The organism is Pseudomonas sp. D47 (genome assembly GCF_045447305.1).
Classification (GTDB): domain Bacteria; phylum Pseudomonadota; class Gammaproteobacteria; order Pseudomonadales; family Pseudomonadaceae; genus Aquipseudomonas.
This window is the reverse complement of sequence record NZ_JBJGXU010000001.1, coordinates 589,737-603,121: the sequence shown is the minus strand read 5'-3', so window position 1 is coordinate 603,121 and position 13,385 is coordinate 589,737. Positions and strand designations below refer to the sequence as shown.

At 58.3% G+C, this 13,385-nt stretch carries 18 protein-coding genes and 1 pseudogene; 18 read left to right on the top strand and 1 reads right to left on the bottom strand.

The window, feature by feature from the left end:
* The first annotated feature begins 74 nt into the window (after positions 1–74).
* The 16 genes from ACI77I_RS02785 to ACI77I_RS02710 all read left to right on the top strand — a co-directional run bounded on the left by ACI77I_RS02785 (position 75) and on the right by ACI77I_RS02710 (position 10,492).
* Positions 75–518 (top strand): type III secretion system chaperone, encoded by a 444-nt coding sequence (locus ACI77I_RS02785; protein ID WP_242153631.1) that lies wholly within the window; start codon positions 75–77, stop codon positions 516–518.
* An 8-nt stretch (positions 519–526) separates the two neighbouring features.
* Positions 527–772 (top strand): T3SS regulon translocated regulator ExsE family protein, encoded by a 246-nt coding sequence (locus tag ACI77I_RS02780; RefSeq protein ID WP_094949064.1) that lies wholly within the window; start codon positions 527–529, stop codon positions 770–772.
* A complete protein-coding gene (locus ACI77I_RS02775; protein WP_094949063.1) occupies positions 769–1,185 on the top strand; it encodes a YscW family type III secretion system pilotin in 417 nt (138 codons plus the stop codon). Before ACI77I_RS02780 ends, ACI77I_RS02775 begins: the two co-directional genes overlap by 4 nt.
* A 257-nt stretch (positions 1,186–1,442) precedes the next feature.
* A complete protein-coding gene (locus tag ACI77I_RS02770) occupies positions 1,443–2,258 on the top strand; it encodes an AraC family transcriptional regulator (RefSeq protein ID WP_094949062.1) in 816 nt (271 codons plus the stop codon).
* Positions 2,259–2,376: 118 nt separating this feature from the next.
* Positions 2,377–3,210, top strand: a complete 834-nt coding sequence (locus ACI77I_RS02765) for a T3SS regulon anti-activator ExsD domain-containing protein (RefSeq protein ID WP_094949061.1) — start codon at positions 2,377–2,379, stop codon at positions 3,208–3,210.
* A gap of 22 nt (positions 3,211–3,232) precedes the next feature.
* Positions 3,233–3,655 (top strand): YscB family type III secretion system chaperone, encoded by a 423-nt coding sequence (locus ACI77I_RS02760; RefSeq protein ID WP_094949060.1) that lies wholly within the window; start codon positions 3,233–3,235, stop codon positions 3,653–3,655.
* Positions 3,643–5,472, top strand: coding sequence for a type III secretion system outer membrane ring subunit SctC (gene sctC, locus ACI77I_RS02755; protein WP_242153627.1), 1,830 nt, complete (start codon positions 3,643–3,645; stop codon positions 5,470–5,472). Before ACI77I_RS02760 ends, sctC begins: the two co-directional genes overlap by 13 nt.
* Position 5,473: 1 nt before the next feature.
* Positions 5,474–6,778, top strand: coding sequence for a type III secretion system inner membrane ring subunit SctD (gene sctD, locus ACI77I_RS02750; protein WP_406996914.1), 1,305 nt, complete (start codon positions 5,474–5,476; stop codon positions 6,776–6,778).
* Positions 6,741–6,947 carry an EscE/YscE/SsaE family type III secretion system needle protein co-chaperone gene (locus ACI77I_RS02745; RefSeq protein ID WP_094949057.1) on the top strand — a complete coding sequence of 69 codons (207 nt, stop codon included), beginning with the start codon at positions 6,741–6,743 and terminating at the stop codon, positions 6,945–6,947. Before sctD ends, ACI77I_RS02745 begins: the two co-directional genes overlap by 38 nt.
* Positions 6,947–7,201, top strand: a complete 255-nt coding sequence (gene sctF, locus ACI77I_RS02740; protein ID WP_076963238.1) for a type III secretion system needle filament subunit SctF — start codon at positions 6,947–6,949, stop codon at positions 7,199–7,201. Before ACI77I_RS02745 ends, sctF begins: the two co-directional genes overlap by 1 nt.
* Positions 7,201–7,554 (top strand): YscG family type III secretion system chaperone, encoded by a 354-nt coding sequence (locus tag ACI77I_RS02735; protein WP_317988375.1) that lies wholly within the window; start codon positions 7,201–7,203, stop codon positions 7,552–7,554. The genes sctF and ACI77I_RS02735 overlap by 1 nt, the downstream gene beginning before the upstream one ends.
* Positions 7,551–8,132: a YopR/YscH family type III secretion effector gene (locus tag ACI77I_RS02730; RefSeq protein ID WP_094949055.1), complete on the top strand. Its 582-nt coding sequence runs from the start codon at positions 7,551–7,553 to the stop codon at positions 8,130–8,132. Before ACI77I_RS02735 ends, ACI77I_RS02730 begins: the two co-directional genes overlap by 4 nt.
* Positions 8,132–8,470, top strand: coding sequence for a type III secretion system inner rod subunit SctI (sctI, locus tag ACI77I_RS02725; protein WP_094949054.1), 339 nt, complete (start codon positions 8,132–8,134; stop codon positions 8,468–8,470). The genes ACI77I_RS02730 and sctI overlap by 1 nt, the downstream gene beginning before the upstream one ends.
* Entirely contained in the window at positions 8,467–9,216 is a 750-nt protein-coding gene (gene sctJ, locus ACI77I_RS02720; protein WP_094949095.1) for a type III secretion system inner membrane ring lipoprotein SctJ, read from the top strand. The genes sctI and sctJ overlap by 4 nt, the downstream gene beginning before the upstream one ends.
* Positions 9,216–9,857 carry a Yop proteins translocation protein K gene (locus ACI77I_RS02715; RefSeq protein WP_094949053.1) on the top strand — a complete coding sequence of 214 codons (642 nt, stop codon included), beginning with the start codon at positions 9,216–9,218 and terminating at the stop codon, positions 9,855–9,857. Before sctJ ends, ACI77I_RS02715 begins: the two co-directional genes overlap by 1 nt.
* Entirely contained in the window at positions 9,836–10,492 is a 657-nt protein-coding gene (locus ACI77I_RS02710; RefSeq protein ID WP_094949052.1) for an HrpE/YscL family type III secretion apparatus protein, read from the top strand. Before ACI77I_RS02715 ends, ACI77I_RS02710 begins: the two co-directional genes overlap by 22 nt.
* 211 nt (positions 10,493–10,703) lie before the next feature.
* Here ACI77I_RS02710 and ACI77I_RS02705 read toward each other — a convergent pair.
* A pseudogene (locus ACI77I_RS02705) lies at positions 10,704–11,240 on the bottom strand (IS21 family transposase); the annotation flags it as partial.
* Between the two features lie 218 nt (positions 11,241–11,458).
* Between ACI77I_RS02705 and ACI77I_RS02700 the strand changes: the two are divergent.
* Entirely contained in the window at positions 11,459–11,905 is a 447-nt protein-coding gene (locus ACI77I_RS02700; RefSeq protein ID WP_406996913.1) for a CesT family type III secretion system chaperone, read from the top strand.
* Positions 11,892–13,049 (top strand): VopS family T3SS effector adenosine monophosphate-protein transferase, encoded by a 1,158-nt coding sequence (locus ACI77I_RS02695; protein ID WP_094949050.1) that lies wholly within the window; start codon positions 11,892–11,894, stop codon positions 13,047–13,049. Before ACI77I_RS02700 ends, ACI77I_RS02695 begins: the two co-directional genes overlap by 14 nt.
* Positions 13,050–13,385: the final 336 nt, after the last annotated feature.

The following is a 13,385-nucleotide window of genomic DNA, read 5'->3' as shown; positions in this document are numbered from 1 at the left end:
AAAAGAAAAGCCCGTCAGTGACAAAACCCCAGCATGGCCGGGTGCTAGCATTCGCCTAGCTCGAGGAGACATGCATGGATTTGAGTATCAGGGTCAATCGGCTGCTTGCCGAATTTGCCAATCGCAGTGGCCTTCCCGCTTTGTCGCTGGATGAAGAGGGGGTCGCAAGCCTGCTGTTTGATGATCAGTTGGGCGTGACGCTGGTATTGCTGGCCGGACGTGAGCGACTGGTCATGGAAGCGGATGTGGCGGGAATCGAAACCTTCGGTGACGGAATATTCCGGCAACTGGCGAGTTTTAATCGACGCTGGTATCGCTTCGACCTGCATTTTGGTTTTGACGAGGAATCGGGCCTGGTGCAGTTGTACGCGCAGATTCCAGCGGCCGAGTTGACCCTGGAAAGCTTCGAAACCACCTTGGCCAACTTGCTCGATCACGCCGAGTTCTGGCAGCAATTGCTGCCAGAACATGACAGTGCCGCCCAGGCGACATCCAGACCCGCCGGTATGAGGGTTTAAGCAGAGCCATGAAGATAGACAGCGCTGGCATTTCACCAGCAGCCACGATCGACCGTGAGCAAGTGCCTGGAAGCTTTGCCGGACGCTCGCTCAGTCAGGTGCCCAGTCGCCAGGAAGGGGTTGCCAGTGTCGCTGAGCTGGGTCGCTGGCTGGCGACGCAGGTCGGTGCGGATCAACAGAGTGAGCGACAGTTGCAGCGCTTGGTCGATGGCGACAGCGCGCCTCTTTATGAGCGTCAGGTTCGTCGACCATGATGAGAGCGCTGCTTTGCAGCGTTTTTTTGGCCGTGGTCGGCTGTGTCAGTGTGCCGCCAACGCCTGTAAACAAGATTGATGTCAGGGGGCTGGTGCGTACGCCATCGCCGGTCACGCGCCCTGCCTTTGTCAGTGTGCGGCTCTATGCCTTGACCGAGGGGCAGCCGCGGCTGGTTGCCCAGGCCCGCTATCGGGTGACGGCGTTGCCGTTGCACTTTGCTTTTCGTTTGACGCCAGTGCAGGTGGCTGGTGAGGGGCTGTTGCTGCGTAGCGAGTTGGCCTGGTCCGACAACGGTCCTGTCCAGGCTCGCAGTTGGCAACCTGCGGTACCCGGTAACGATATGAATGTGCGTCTGGGACAGTTGTCCTGTTATCCAAACTGCACTGTTTCGGCGACGTCGGAACACCTCTGAAATACTTTGTATCAATGTTGGGCTTACTGAATTCGGTGAGCGTTCCGATACTTGAACGGCTATATAAAAATATCGAGGGTTTCATTAAATAAGAGTAATTAACCTAATTTCGGGTCGATCATTCTCGTTCATGATAACTGTCATTGAATTAATCATCGTTCATAGCGTCACGTAGTAGTACGTAGAGGGTGCGTTTTCGTACGGTGCCTGCTTTGGCGGCGTACAAACGGTATGTGCAGGTTCGGGGTCACTATAATATGCAAGGTGCCAGCACACTTGGCCGGAAACAGATAAAGCTGTGCCGATGGTCTATCCCAACGTTTGAGTTTGTATCGAACTGCGAAGAAGGGATTTATATCCTTATCGAGGGACAGCTCACGGTTCAGGATTGTAATGCGACACTTTGTCTCATGCCGGGTGAACTAATGTTTGCTCGCAGAGGTAACTATGTCGTGAGTACGGGCGAACATGATTGTCGTTTGCTTTGGATCCCATTATCGGTTGGTTTTTTACAAAACTTCATTCAGCGTTTCGGTGCACTATTGAGCGAGGTGGAGCGTTGGGAGGAGCCTGGGGTCAGCCTCATCGCGTTCGCCAGTACGCCGTTGTTGGCCAGTTGCGTCAAGGGGCTCGAAGGGTTGCTGGTGCATGAGCACCCACCCATGCTGGCGTTGTTGCGGGTCGAAGAGTTGTTGATGTTGTTTGCCTTCAGCCCCCAGGGGCCGGCGCTGATGTCGGTGTTGCGCCAGCAGGGCAGCCGGCATGTCGAGCGATTGCAGGCGTTCATGGAGCAGCACTATCTCAAGGAATGGCGACTCAGCGAGTTTTCTCGAGAGTTCGGCATGGGATTGACGACGTTCAAAGAGTTGTTTGGCTCGGTCTACGGCGTTTCTCCCCGTGCGTGGATCAGCGAGCGGCGTATCCTGTATGCCCACCATTTACTGCTTAACAGTGAGATGAGCATCGTGGACATCGCGATGGAAAGCGGCTTTTCCAGTCAGTCCTACTTTACCCAGAGCTATCGTCGCCGTTTCGGGTGTACGCCCAGCCGTTCCAGACAAGGAAAAGAATAGCGTCGGACTAAAAAAAAATGACGTTTTTTGCAAGTTTGGTCCGTTGCCCCTCAGTAAGATTGGTCGCAGTGAAAGACGCTGACGGGTGTGCTACGAAACGAGATAGTCAAGGCAGAGAATGAGCCAGGAAGACCATAATCAAACCCCTCAAGCAGGCATTTTTGCTGGCCGTCGGGTGTCCGTAGTGGGTCAGGATGCCCGCTCTCGGGGCAGAGCCGCAGGGTGTATATCAGGCAGTTTGTATCGTGAATCGGGAATCATCAGCGCGCGACAGTTGACCTTGTTGCAGCGCCTGCTGCCGCGTGTGCAAGTGGAACAGCTGTTCCAGTCCAGCTGGCTGCAACAGCGCCTGGCTCGCGGAATGGCGCTTGAGCGCGGGGATCTTCAATTGGTGCTGCGCCAGGCCGCTGCCCAGGGCAACGACTGGTGCAACTGGCTGGGCGACCGAATCAACCTGGCCTCGCCCCAGGCCATGATCGACTGGGTCCTGCTGCCCGTTTACAGCTGGTGGGAAAGCCTGTTCGACGAAGCGATCCCCAACTGGCGTTCTGCGCTGATCGAGTACGAAACCCAGGCCCGCCAATTGCGGATCAAGGCTGAGTTCTGGCGCCAGGTGGGCGAAGCCGATTCGCAGCTGGTGCAGCAGGAGTTGGCCAACATCGCCAGCTGTCAGGCAAAGACTGAAGCGGACACCGCGCACATGGTCCGCAAACTGAGCGCCATCTCCGAGCAGGCCAGAGAAGCCTGGCCCAATTGGCATCAGGGCATGGCCGTGTTGCTGGCCGACGGCAAGCTCGACGGCTTTGCGCCTGTGCCGGTGGTGCTGGCCTCCCTATGGGAGCCGCTGGCCAAACTTGACGAGGACGCGCACGCCGCGGACGCCGTACAGCACTGGTTGCATGAACGCAGTCTGTGCCAGGCCCGCGACCACTTTTATTGGCAGAGTCCCTGACCGCCGGATACGCCGAGGAATCATGGAACATTTACTGACTGGATTGGCCGCACGAACGGGCCAAGGGCCTTTTGTGGCCGATCCAACAGGTCGCTATCACCTGCGGATCGACGGCCATAGCCTGTTTTTACAGCGCCAGGGTACTGACCTTGTGTTGTCCAGCCCGCTGAACTGGCAGGTTCAGGGCCAATCCCCGACGGATCGCGAAGTGTTGCTGAACCTGCTGGGCCAGGTCACCAGCTGGAGTCGGCGTCATCCCCAGGCGTTGGCGACGGATGAACAGTCAAACCTGGTACTTGAGGCGCGCCTGGAACTGGGCGCCCTTGAACTCGACGAACTTGAGCGGGCGCTGGCCGCTCAGGTCGGGATTCTGGAAACGATCAAGCCAGGGCTGCTGCGTGCAGGCCTGGAACCGCAGTGGAAACAAACTTTATGGCGTCCCTGAGTGTTTCGCGGTGCTTGAGCCTGGTCTTTGCGTTAGCGCTGACCGGGACCGCTCAAAGCCAGGATCTGGACTGGCCGACCATCCCCTACAACTACGTCGCCCAAGGCGAGAACCTGCGTGATGTGCTGGCCAATTTCGGTGCCAACTACGACGGCTCGGTGATTGTCAGTGACAAGGTCAATGACCAGGTCAGCGGGCGTTTCGACCTCAAGGACCCCCAGTCCTTTCTGCTACTGATGGCCTCGCTCTACAACCTCATCTGGTACTACGACGGTGCGGTTCTTTATGTGTTCAAGTCCACCGAAATGCAGTCGCGGCTGGTCAAGCTGGAGCAGGTCCGCGAAACCGAGTTGAGGCAGGCGCTGGAAGCGGCAGGTGTCTGGGAGCCGCGTTTTGGCTGGCGACCGGACATGAGCGGGCGGCTGGTGTATGTCTCCGGCCCTTCGCGCTACCTGGACCTGGTGGAGCAAACCGCCATGGCCCTTGAGCAGCAACACGCGCTGCGCAGTGAAAAGACCGGCGACCTGGCCGTGGAGATCTTTCCGCTCAAGTACGCGGTCGCCGAGGATCGGCGGATCAAGTACCGCGAAGACGACATCGACGCGCCGGGCGTGGCGACGATCCTGGCCCGGGTGCTGGGTGATGCCAATGTGGTGTCGGTCGATGGCGGGCAGGACAGTCCACGGCTACCGGCGCAGTCCGGGCGTGCGGTGGTCCAGGCAGAGCCCTCGCTCAATGCCATCATCGTGCGCGATACCAAGGACCGCATGCCGATGTACCGGCGCTTGATCACCGCGCTGGATCGTCCGTCGGCGCGGATCGAAGTCGGGTTGTCGATTGTGGACATCAACGCCGAAAACCTGGCCGAGCTGGGGGTGGATTGGCGCGTCGGCATCAGCGTCGGCCCGCGCCAGCTGATCGACATCCGCACCACCAGCCAGAACCTCGGTGGCCAGGGCAACTCCAGCCCCGGTACCACGCGAGAGGCCGGTGCCAGTCTGGTGGACAGTCGCGGCCTGGATTACCTGTTGGCCCGAATCACCTTGCTGCAGAGCCAGGGCCGCGCCCAGGTCGGCTCGCGGCCGACCGTGCTGACCCAGGAAAACACCCTCGCGGTGATCGACCACAGCGAAACCTATTACGTCAAAGTCGTCGGTGAGCGGGTGGCTGAACTCAAACCCATCACCTACGGCACCATGCTGAAACTGACGCCCCGTGTCATCCAGTTGGGCGACAAGCCGGAAATTAGCCTCAGCCTGCACATCGAGGACGGCAACCAGAAACCCAACAGCACCGGGGTGGACGGAATTCCCACCATCGCCCGCACCGTGGTCGATACCGTGGCGCGCGTGGGGCATGGCCAGAGCCTGTTGATCGGCGGTATCTACCGCGACGAACTCAACGAGTCCATGCGCAAGGTGCCGTTGCTCGGTGACATTCCGTACCTGGGCGCGCTGTTCCGGTTCAAGTCCAACTTCACCCGCCGCTCGGTGCGGCTGTTTCTGATCGAGCCGCGGCTGATCGACAACGGCGTCGGCCATTTCGTGGCGTTGGGCAGCAAGCGTGGCTACATGGATGGATTGCTCCAGGTGGATGAACTGTCGAACCAGAGCCTTTCGTTGCAGAAAATGCTCGGCACTTCACAGTGCCAGGTGCTGGGCCAGGCCCGCGAGCTCCAGCAAATACTGGCGCAAACCGGCAAGGACTCTTCGCTGACTGCCTGCAGCCTGGGCAATGACACTAACGGCTGGCGCATTTCCGAAGGTGCCTGCGTCGAAGGCGTTGACCAGTGCGTTCGCGCGCCGAAGAAGCCCTGACATGAGTTGGAAAGTCCGCTTTTACAGTGGCCTCAATCAAGGGGTCGAAGTGCCTCTGGCCGAAGGGCGAGTGGTCATCGGCTGCGACCCGTTGCAAGCTGATCTGGTGCTGGTCGATGAAGGTATTGCGCCGGTTCACCTGGTGCTGGATGTCGACCCGCAGGGCGTGCGCCTGCTGGAATGGGCCGAGGGTAATCAGCCGCTTCAGGAAGGCCAGCCGCTGGCCGGCGGCAGCACGTTGCAGGCGCTGGTCCGGCAGGCCTGCGGGCCGCTGCTGTGGGCCTATTGTGCTCAGGAGCGACAGTTTTCCGAACAATTGCCGCTGGCCGCCAGCCCTCAGGAGCGTCGCACGGCGGTGCCCCGGGTCCATTGGGGTGGTCGACTGATGCTCGGGGTCAGCGTGCTGTTGCTGGTCGGTGTCGTCGGTTTGCTCGGCGCCCCTTGGTCGGGCGGCAGTGGCGGCATGACCGGCGAAGACCCGGTCGTGGCCTTGCGCAGTTTTCTGCGTGATCGTCAGTTCCAGTATGTGCAGGTCGGTGAGCGTCAGGCCAACGGCAATGTTCCGCTCACCGGTTACCTGGAAGACAACCGCACGCGGCTGGCGTTGCAGCAGTACCTGGAGCGCAGCGGCCTGACGTATCGGCTCGACGTTCGCAGCATGGAAGAGATTCGTCAGGGGGTGGAATTCATCCTGCAGAAATTCGGTTATCGCCAGGTGCGCACCGCCACTGCGGACCAACCCGGCTGGATTCGTCTCACCGGCGAACTGGCGCTGGAGGATGAACACTGGTTACAGATCGAAAGCCTGCTCAAGGCCGATGTGCCGGGGTTGCTGGGCGTGGAAAACCGCGTTCGGCTGGCCGGCTCGCACCTCAAGCGGCTCGACCAGATGCTCACCGATTTCGGGCTTGAAGCCGTGCTGGCCTACCAGGACAAAGGCGAGCGCATCGAGTTGCGCGGGCAACTGGATGAGGCTCAGCTCAACGAGTTCTACAAGTTACAGCGCGAATTCCGACAGGAGTTCGGCACTCGCCCGGCGCTGGATCTGGTGAGCCGCAACAAGCGCGGCAGCACCGATGACCTGGAGTTCGTGGTGCGTTCGGTGTCTTTGGGCAAGGTGCCTTATGTGGTGCTGGGCGACGGCCAGAAGTACCCGGTCGACGCTTCGACCCCGCAAGGCGTGAGGGTGCTGGCAATCAATGCCGACGCCGTGATCGTCAGCCGCGGAAAACAACAATTCATCATCAATCTCAAGGGAGAGCCACTCAATGATGACGGCTTTGGAGGAGCGTCTGTACGCCGCTGACGTTGACTTTGAACGGCAGCTGCGTGCGCAACTGGAACAGGCCCAGGCCAGCGGCAAACGCCGCTTGATGGGCGGCGGTGATCCGCAACAGTACCGGCAATGGCAGATGGAAGCCCAGGCAGTCGAGGCCTCCATCAGCATTCTCAACACCCTTAAGGGAGCTTCGTGATGGCATCGATTTTTACCAATGACAGCAGCGTCAACACCCTCGACAAAGTCGCGGAAAACCTCAAGGACCAAGCCAACAACGCCAACAAGGAAGTCGGTGACGCCATTGCGGCCCTCAAGGACTCCGCAGACAACCCGGCGCTGTTGGCCGAACTGCAACACAAGCTCAACAAGTGGTCGGTGATCTACAACATCAACTCGACTGTCACCCGCTCGATGAGAGACCTGATGCAGGGCATCCTGCAGAAAATCTGATGATGGACAGTTCATTGAAAGGGCTGATGGCAGAACTAGCCCTGGCCGGTAGCGGCCATCACTGCCACGAAGAAGCCCAGCAGATTGCGAACTGGCTTGAACAGGTCGAGGGTCAGGAGGAAGCCGCGTGCCTGATCCGGCTTTCCAGCCTGATGAACCAGGGGCATTACCAACAGGCGTTGGTGTTGGGTGAAGGCAAACCGTGGCCGGCACTTGCACCCTGGCTGGCGTTATGTGAATGGCGGCTGGGGCTCGGTACGGCGCTGGATCGGCGCCTGGCCGAACTGGCCGCGAGCGAGGACCCTCGGCTGGTGCAGTTTGCCCACGGCATGCGTGACCCGGAGGGGCCATGAACCGGATCGACTCGTCGCCTTCGCAGCTGCCGCTCCATCATGGACGGGATGCACGGCCCATGGCGCCGGTCGAGCCCGGTCAGGCGCAAGCCTTCGACGCGGCGATGAAAAGCCCTCCGGTGTCGTCCAAGTCGGCACCGACCGACGCACCGTTGCAGCTCTGGTTGCAAGGTGCGGACCTGACAACGGCCCTGGCGGGCATGGACCCGCGCCAACAGCGTGAAAACGTCTGGAAGTGGTATCGCCAGGACTTGCCGGATTCGGCCGAAGGGCGTCGTGACGAGTTGCGCAACTGGCTGATGCAAGGCCTGTCGGACCGCTTGCTGGTGCGCTTCCCGGAGCAACAGCTGGGGCTTGAGCCGGATCGTCTGGCGCTTAAGGACTTGCTCAGGGAGCAGGCACCGTTTGGCAAGCAACAGGAAACCCTGTTGCTCAACGTGCTGGGCGAGATCAAAGGGGTTGAGGGCAGTGATTACCTGGCGAGCATCGTGCGCCGTGAGTTGCAGATCCTGATCCCCACGAACGCAATGATCGAAAACTTGATGCGCTTCACCCACTCACCCGATTTGGAGTCGTGATGGACGTTAGTCAGATAAGTCAGGCCGCTGTCACCAGTCTCGATGAGCTCAAGGCGCCCCAGGCCAGCGCCGGGCAAATCGCCGATTTCGAGCAGGCGATGGGCAAGGGTTCCGAGAGCCTTGGGGGCAACCTGCTCAATGAAATCGGACAGATCAAAGAACGTTTTTCCCAGGCCAAGCATGACCTTGAGGTCGAGCTTTCGACCCCCGGCGATGACCCCGGCAGCCTGATGCAGATGCAGTGGTCGTTGATGCGCATCAGCATGCAGGAGGAACTGATAGCCAAGACGGTCGGGCGCATGAGTCAGAACGTCGAAACGCTGATGAAAACCCAATAAGGTGCTGCGTGAAGAGACTCAATCGAATCCTGATGTTGTTGACCGTGTTGCTGCTCGCCGGTTGCAAGGTCGAACTCTATGCCGGCATCAGCCAGAAAGAAGGCAACGAAATGCTCGCGTTGCTGCGCACCGAAGGGATCTGGGCGGCCAAGCAGCCTGACAAGGACGGCAAGATCAAATTACTGGTCGAGGAATCTGATATCGCCGAGGCCATTGATGCGCTCAAGCGCAAAGGCTATCCGCGTGAAAGCTTTTCCACGCTCAAGGATGTGTTCCCCAAAGAAGGGTTGATCTCCTCGCCGGTGGAGGAGCGAGCCAGGCTCAATTACGCCAAGGCCCAGGAAATCTCCCGGACCCTGTCGGAAATCGACGGCGTGCTGGTGGCCCGCGTTCATGTGGTGTTGCCCGAAGACCGCGACGGTCTGGGCAAGAAATCTTCGCCGGCCTCGGCGTCGGTGTTTATCAAACACGCGGCGGATATCCAGCTCGACGCTTACATTCCACAAATCAAGCAACTGGTGAACAACGGCATCGAAGGCCTGAGTTACGACCGTATCAGCGTGGTGCTGGTGCCTTCGGCCGATGTCCGGCAGGTCCCGCTGGCCCCGCGTTATGACACGGTGTTCTCGATTCAGGTGACCGAAGAATCCCGTGGCCGGTTGCTGGGGTTGTTCGGGTTGCTGTTCGCGTTGCTGTTGGTCAGCAACCTCGGCCAGTACTTGTGGCAGCGCAGCAGGCTTTCGTGATGACGTTGTTGCTGACGCCGTACCAATTGAGGTTTTGCCCGGCCCGTTACATTCACCCTACGCACGTCCCGCTCTCGCTGGCGGGGCTGGCCGACACGCTGGGCCATTGGCGTCGGCACAGCGGGATCAATGCCTGGCTGTTGGGTGAGTGCAAGCTGGACATCGAGTATGAGCTGCCGCCGACACTCGGTGGCTTGGCGTTCTTTGAGCAGGCCGCGCTGGAGAAGACACTCGGTTACCTGGGCGCGTTGCTGCATGGCCATGCCATTCGCCAGGTGCTGGACGCGACAAACCTGCGACGGGTTCACGCCGCGATTGGCGAGGCCGGGCATCGTTACTGCCTGGAACAACTGGAGCTGATCATCGGCGCCTGGCCGGACGGCTGGCAGCAACCGTTACCTGAGGGTGAACTCGTTGATTGCTTGCGCCAACGTGCGCTGGCGTTCTGGCTGCTGGCCTGCGGTGACACGCCATCGGGATTTGCCCGCCGCCTCGCCTTGCGCCTGGCGCTTTGCGAACCCCGGCTATCCGAGCCCCCGGCGCAGTGGACGGTCAGTAGCAGTCAGCGTCCATTGGCCCAGGCGTTGTGCCTGAAAATCGCCCGACAAGTGAGCCCGCAATGCTTCCATTTATTGAAATAAAAGCCTCCGACGTCCGATTGGCGCCGGACCAGGTCCTACTGCGCAGTGCCGACTATCAGGACTATCTGACGGCGGGAGAACTGGTCGAAGTAGCCCGCAAGCGTGCCGAGGAAATCGAGCAAGCCGCCCACGATGTCTACGAGCAACAGAAGGCGTTGGGCTGGCAGGCTGGGATCGAGGAGGCGCGCAAGCGTCAGGCCACGTTGATTCAGGAAACGCTGTTGCAGTGTCATCAGTATTACCGCGACGTCGAGCAGCAGATGAGCGATGTGGTGCTGCAAGCAGTGCGCAAAATTCTCCAGCACTACGACAACATCGAGCTGACGTTACAAGTGACGCAGCAGGCGCTGTCACTGGTCAGCAACCAGAAACAGGTGATCCTGCACGTGCAGCCGGATCAGGTGCTTGAGGTGCGCGAGCAGATTTCCCTGGTCCTCAAGGACTATCCGGAAGTGGGCTATATCGAGGTCATCGCCGATGCGCGGCTCGACCAGGGCGGCTGCATCCTGGAAACCGAGATCGGCATCATCGACGCGAGTGTCGACGGCCAGTTGGGCGCCCTGGAAGAGGCCCTGAAGCAAACATGGATGCAGGGTAGGGATGAACGAATACGACCAACTTATGTGAACTTCTGATAAACGCCGTCATCATTTACAAGCCAAATGTACTGATAGGCTTGAACCAAAACGGTACGCGGTAAGGTATGGCCTCTGTGAGCTGGGCCATCGTGGACAAAACACCGTCGGCGAATAGGAAGGGTCCGACTCGTTCTGAAATTCATTCGGAACAGGCTAAGCCCGTAGTGCTGCCGGCAACGGCAGGCGGACTGTAAGGAACGCTGTTGGTGCTGCGGATATGGGCATCGAAGAGCATCTCGTGACCTTGGCTAGGGTACGCAACCAACCCGAATGCGCGACTGGCGCACAGCTTAATGTGGGAGACCTGGATGCGTCGAAACAGGCCTCCGATCAGCAGCCCTTCTTCGCTCCAGTCAAATTGAAAAGCTTCACCGAGCGCAAACGTCAGCGGTACAAAAGCGCGTAAAGACTTGCCTTGCTCACCTCGCCACGAGCGTACAAACGCCGTGAGCTGGCTATAGCCGCCGTCATAACCCTCAGCCTTGATCTGCTCGAAAAGTGCTTTGGCGCTTCTGCGGTTGTGCTTTGCCCGGAACGAATCGGCTTTCAGCGCCTGTTCCAGCGTGTCGTGGAATGGGCTGAGTTTGTTGAAGGTCGCGCACCGCTGGTACGCCGGCTGATTGGCTTCGGGGGCTCTGACCCATTTGCGGATGGTGTTTCTCGACAGCCCGGTACGCTTGGCTATCTGGTGCAGCGAGAGCTTGTCGCGGAAGTACATCCGCCGGATTTCCCCCAATATTTCCATGCTGATCACCCTGTGTTCTCCTGCTCAAAAAGTGAGCAGAAGCAGTTGAACACCTGGGTCAGTTTTCAGTCGGCAGAACAGCCTTTACTGGGTCAGTTTTCGGTCAGAGACAACAGATATCTACAAAATCAGGTGCGTTTACTAAAAGTCAGGGTTTGGAGGCGATGATACGATTAGTTCTCTCAAATACTGACAAGCGAACGGGGAAGTGTGTGGTCATGAGTACCAGTTACGTAGATGCCTTGCTCCAGGAGTTGGGTGCTGTATTGGGTATCGCTGGGCTTGAATTCAATGATGAACGTTTGTGCACGCTGGTGGTGAGTCATCGGCAGGTGTTGTCGTTACGACACGCGTGTGCGTTTAACCAATTGATACTGTTTGGACCGCTCGGCTATGAGCTACCCGACAATCCTTCCCGGAAAACATTGAATATGTTGATGTCGACAGCACTCAATCCGCTGATGGGATCGGCTCCAGGTGTCGGGTGGGACCCTGATTTGGGGCTTATCGGATTTCAGGCATTCAGTCTGGAAGGGCTCAATGTTCACGAGTTAGAAGCAAGCCTGGGTTCTTTTATCGAATGGGCTGACACTTTTTCGCAGCAGTTGGCGATGCCTGTTGATTCAGCATCCAGTTTTCAAGGGGTTAAGTATGATCACGTTTAACAATGTTGCCGCGTTGCAAAGAGCACCTGAATCCGTCAAAGACGCTATCCAGCAGCAAGGTGTGTTGAAAGTCGGTGGTCGTGAGTACCATATTCAAACCGATTTGCAGCAAGTTCTGCGTACTCAGCCTAAAGACAGCATAGTGGCTCGTTTTATTGAGGGCGTTAGCAAGCTGTTCACGACCGGTTCCAGCGCTTCCGTTGCCCAAGGGTTGACCCAGTCTTTGTTTACTTCACATGCTGGCGCGTTGCAGCAACGTCTGCAATCTATCTCATCGGTTGAGCATGCACGGATGCTGTTCAAAGATGCTGGCTTACAAAGCCCCGAGCAAGTACTGGATCGCCTGGGTCGAACAGATGACAAGTCGTTGAATGGAGTTTCCAGTGGCGAAGTCAAACAACTCTTTGAGCGCGCGCTGGCGGAAGCGCTGGTTAATACTGCATCTGGCCAAGCCTTGGAGGCGCTAGTGGGACCGTCGGTCACCCGAGCGCTGGTGAACAAGCAACTGCCATTTGCCAGTCTCGAAAGTTTGCGTACTTCAGGTTCGTCCGCCTCGGTGGTGGGCGGCCTGGAGCCGATACTCATGGTCGAGCTGAAGAACCTGGGCCTGGCACAACAACATCAGCAATCAGTGTTGCAGCAAGATCTTGGCAGTGCGCCGTACAACAGTGTCCTAAGTGAATCGTTCTATAACCCGAAAGGTTACACCGAAGATGTGGATCGCGCGGCTGCCTGGATCCTTAAAGCGTCGACCTCGGGTGGCAATGAATGGGAAAACTTTACGGCGTTGCTGCGTGAGTACAGATCCAATGGCAAGGACCTGACAGACGCGACTGTTCTTAAAGAACTACATCAACGGCTGGTACCTGATATCGACAGGTCCTATCGTGGCCCGGCTATCAGCGGTGGCCGTTTGCTCTCCAGTATTACGGGGGCAGCAATGTTGGATCAGCACCTCAAAACACTGGACAAGGATCATGAGCAAGTTGGCAAGCAGTTGTTCGCAGCTGTGGTGGGCTTCCATGGGTTTATCGATGGCAATGGTCGTATGGGGAGGTTGCTGTATGCCCTTACTGAGCTGCGTGCGCAACAATTTACACCGATGGCTGTTGAGACAGAGAACTTGCTTAGCGGTTTAAGCTGATTTAGACGTGCGTGAGCGTGGGGGGATCTTCGTCGTAGGTAACGAACAGCGTCAGATTGCGCATTCCACGCCATCCGGCCGGGCAGTCGGAGCGCAGCGACGCAGGTTTGCATTGTAAGTCTGGGGTTGTATGCCCAAACCCCAGATTTTTTTGTCGGATGCTGAAGAACGGAGCCCCCCGCTAATCGCTTGATTGGGGGGAAAGCCTCACCGCGTAACTTACAGGCTGTTTGAGGGTAGTTGAAGCACCGTCAGCAAAATCGCGCTCAATCTTCCTTGGGCTTCCTGTCTGGTTTGCGCAGATGATATTTCCGGATCTTCATCGACGTTTTTACT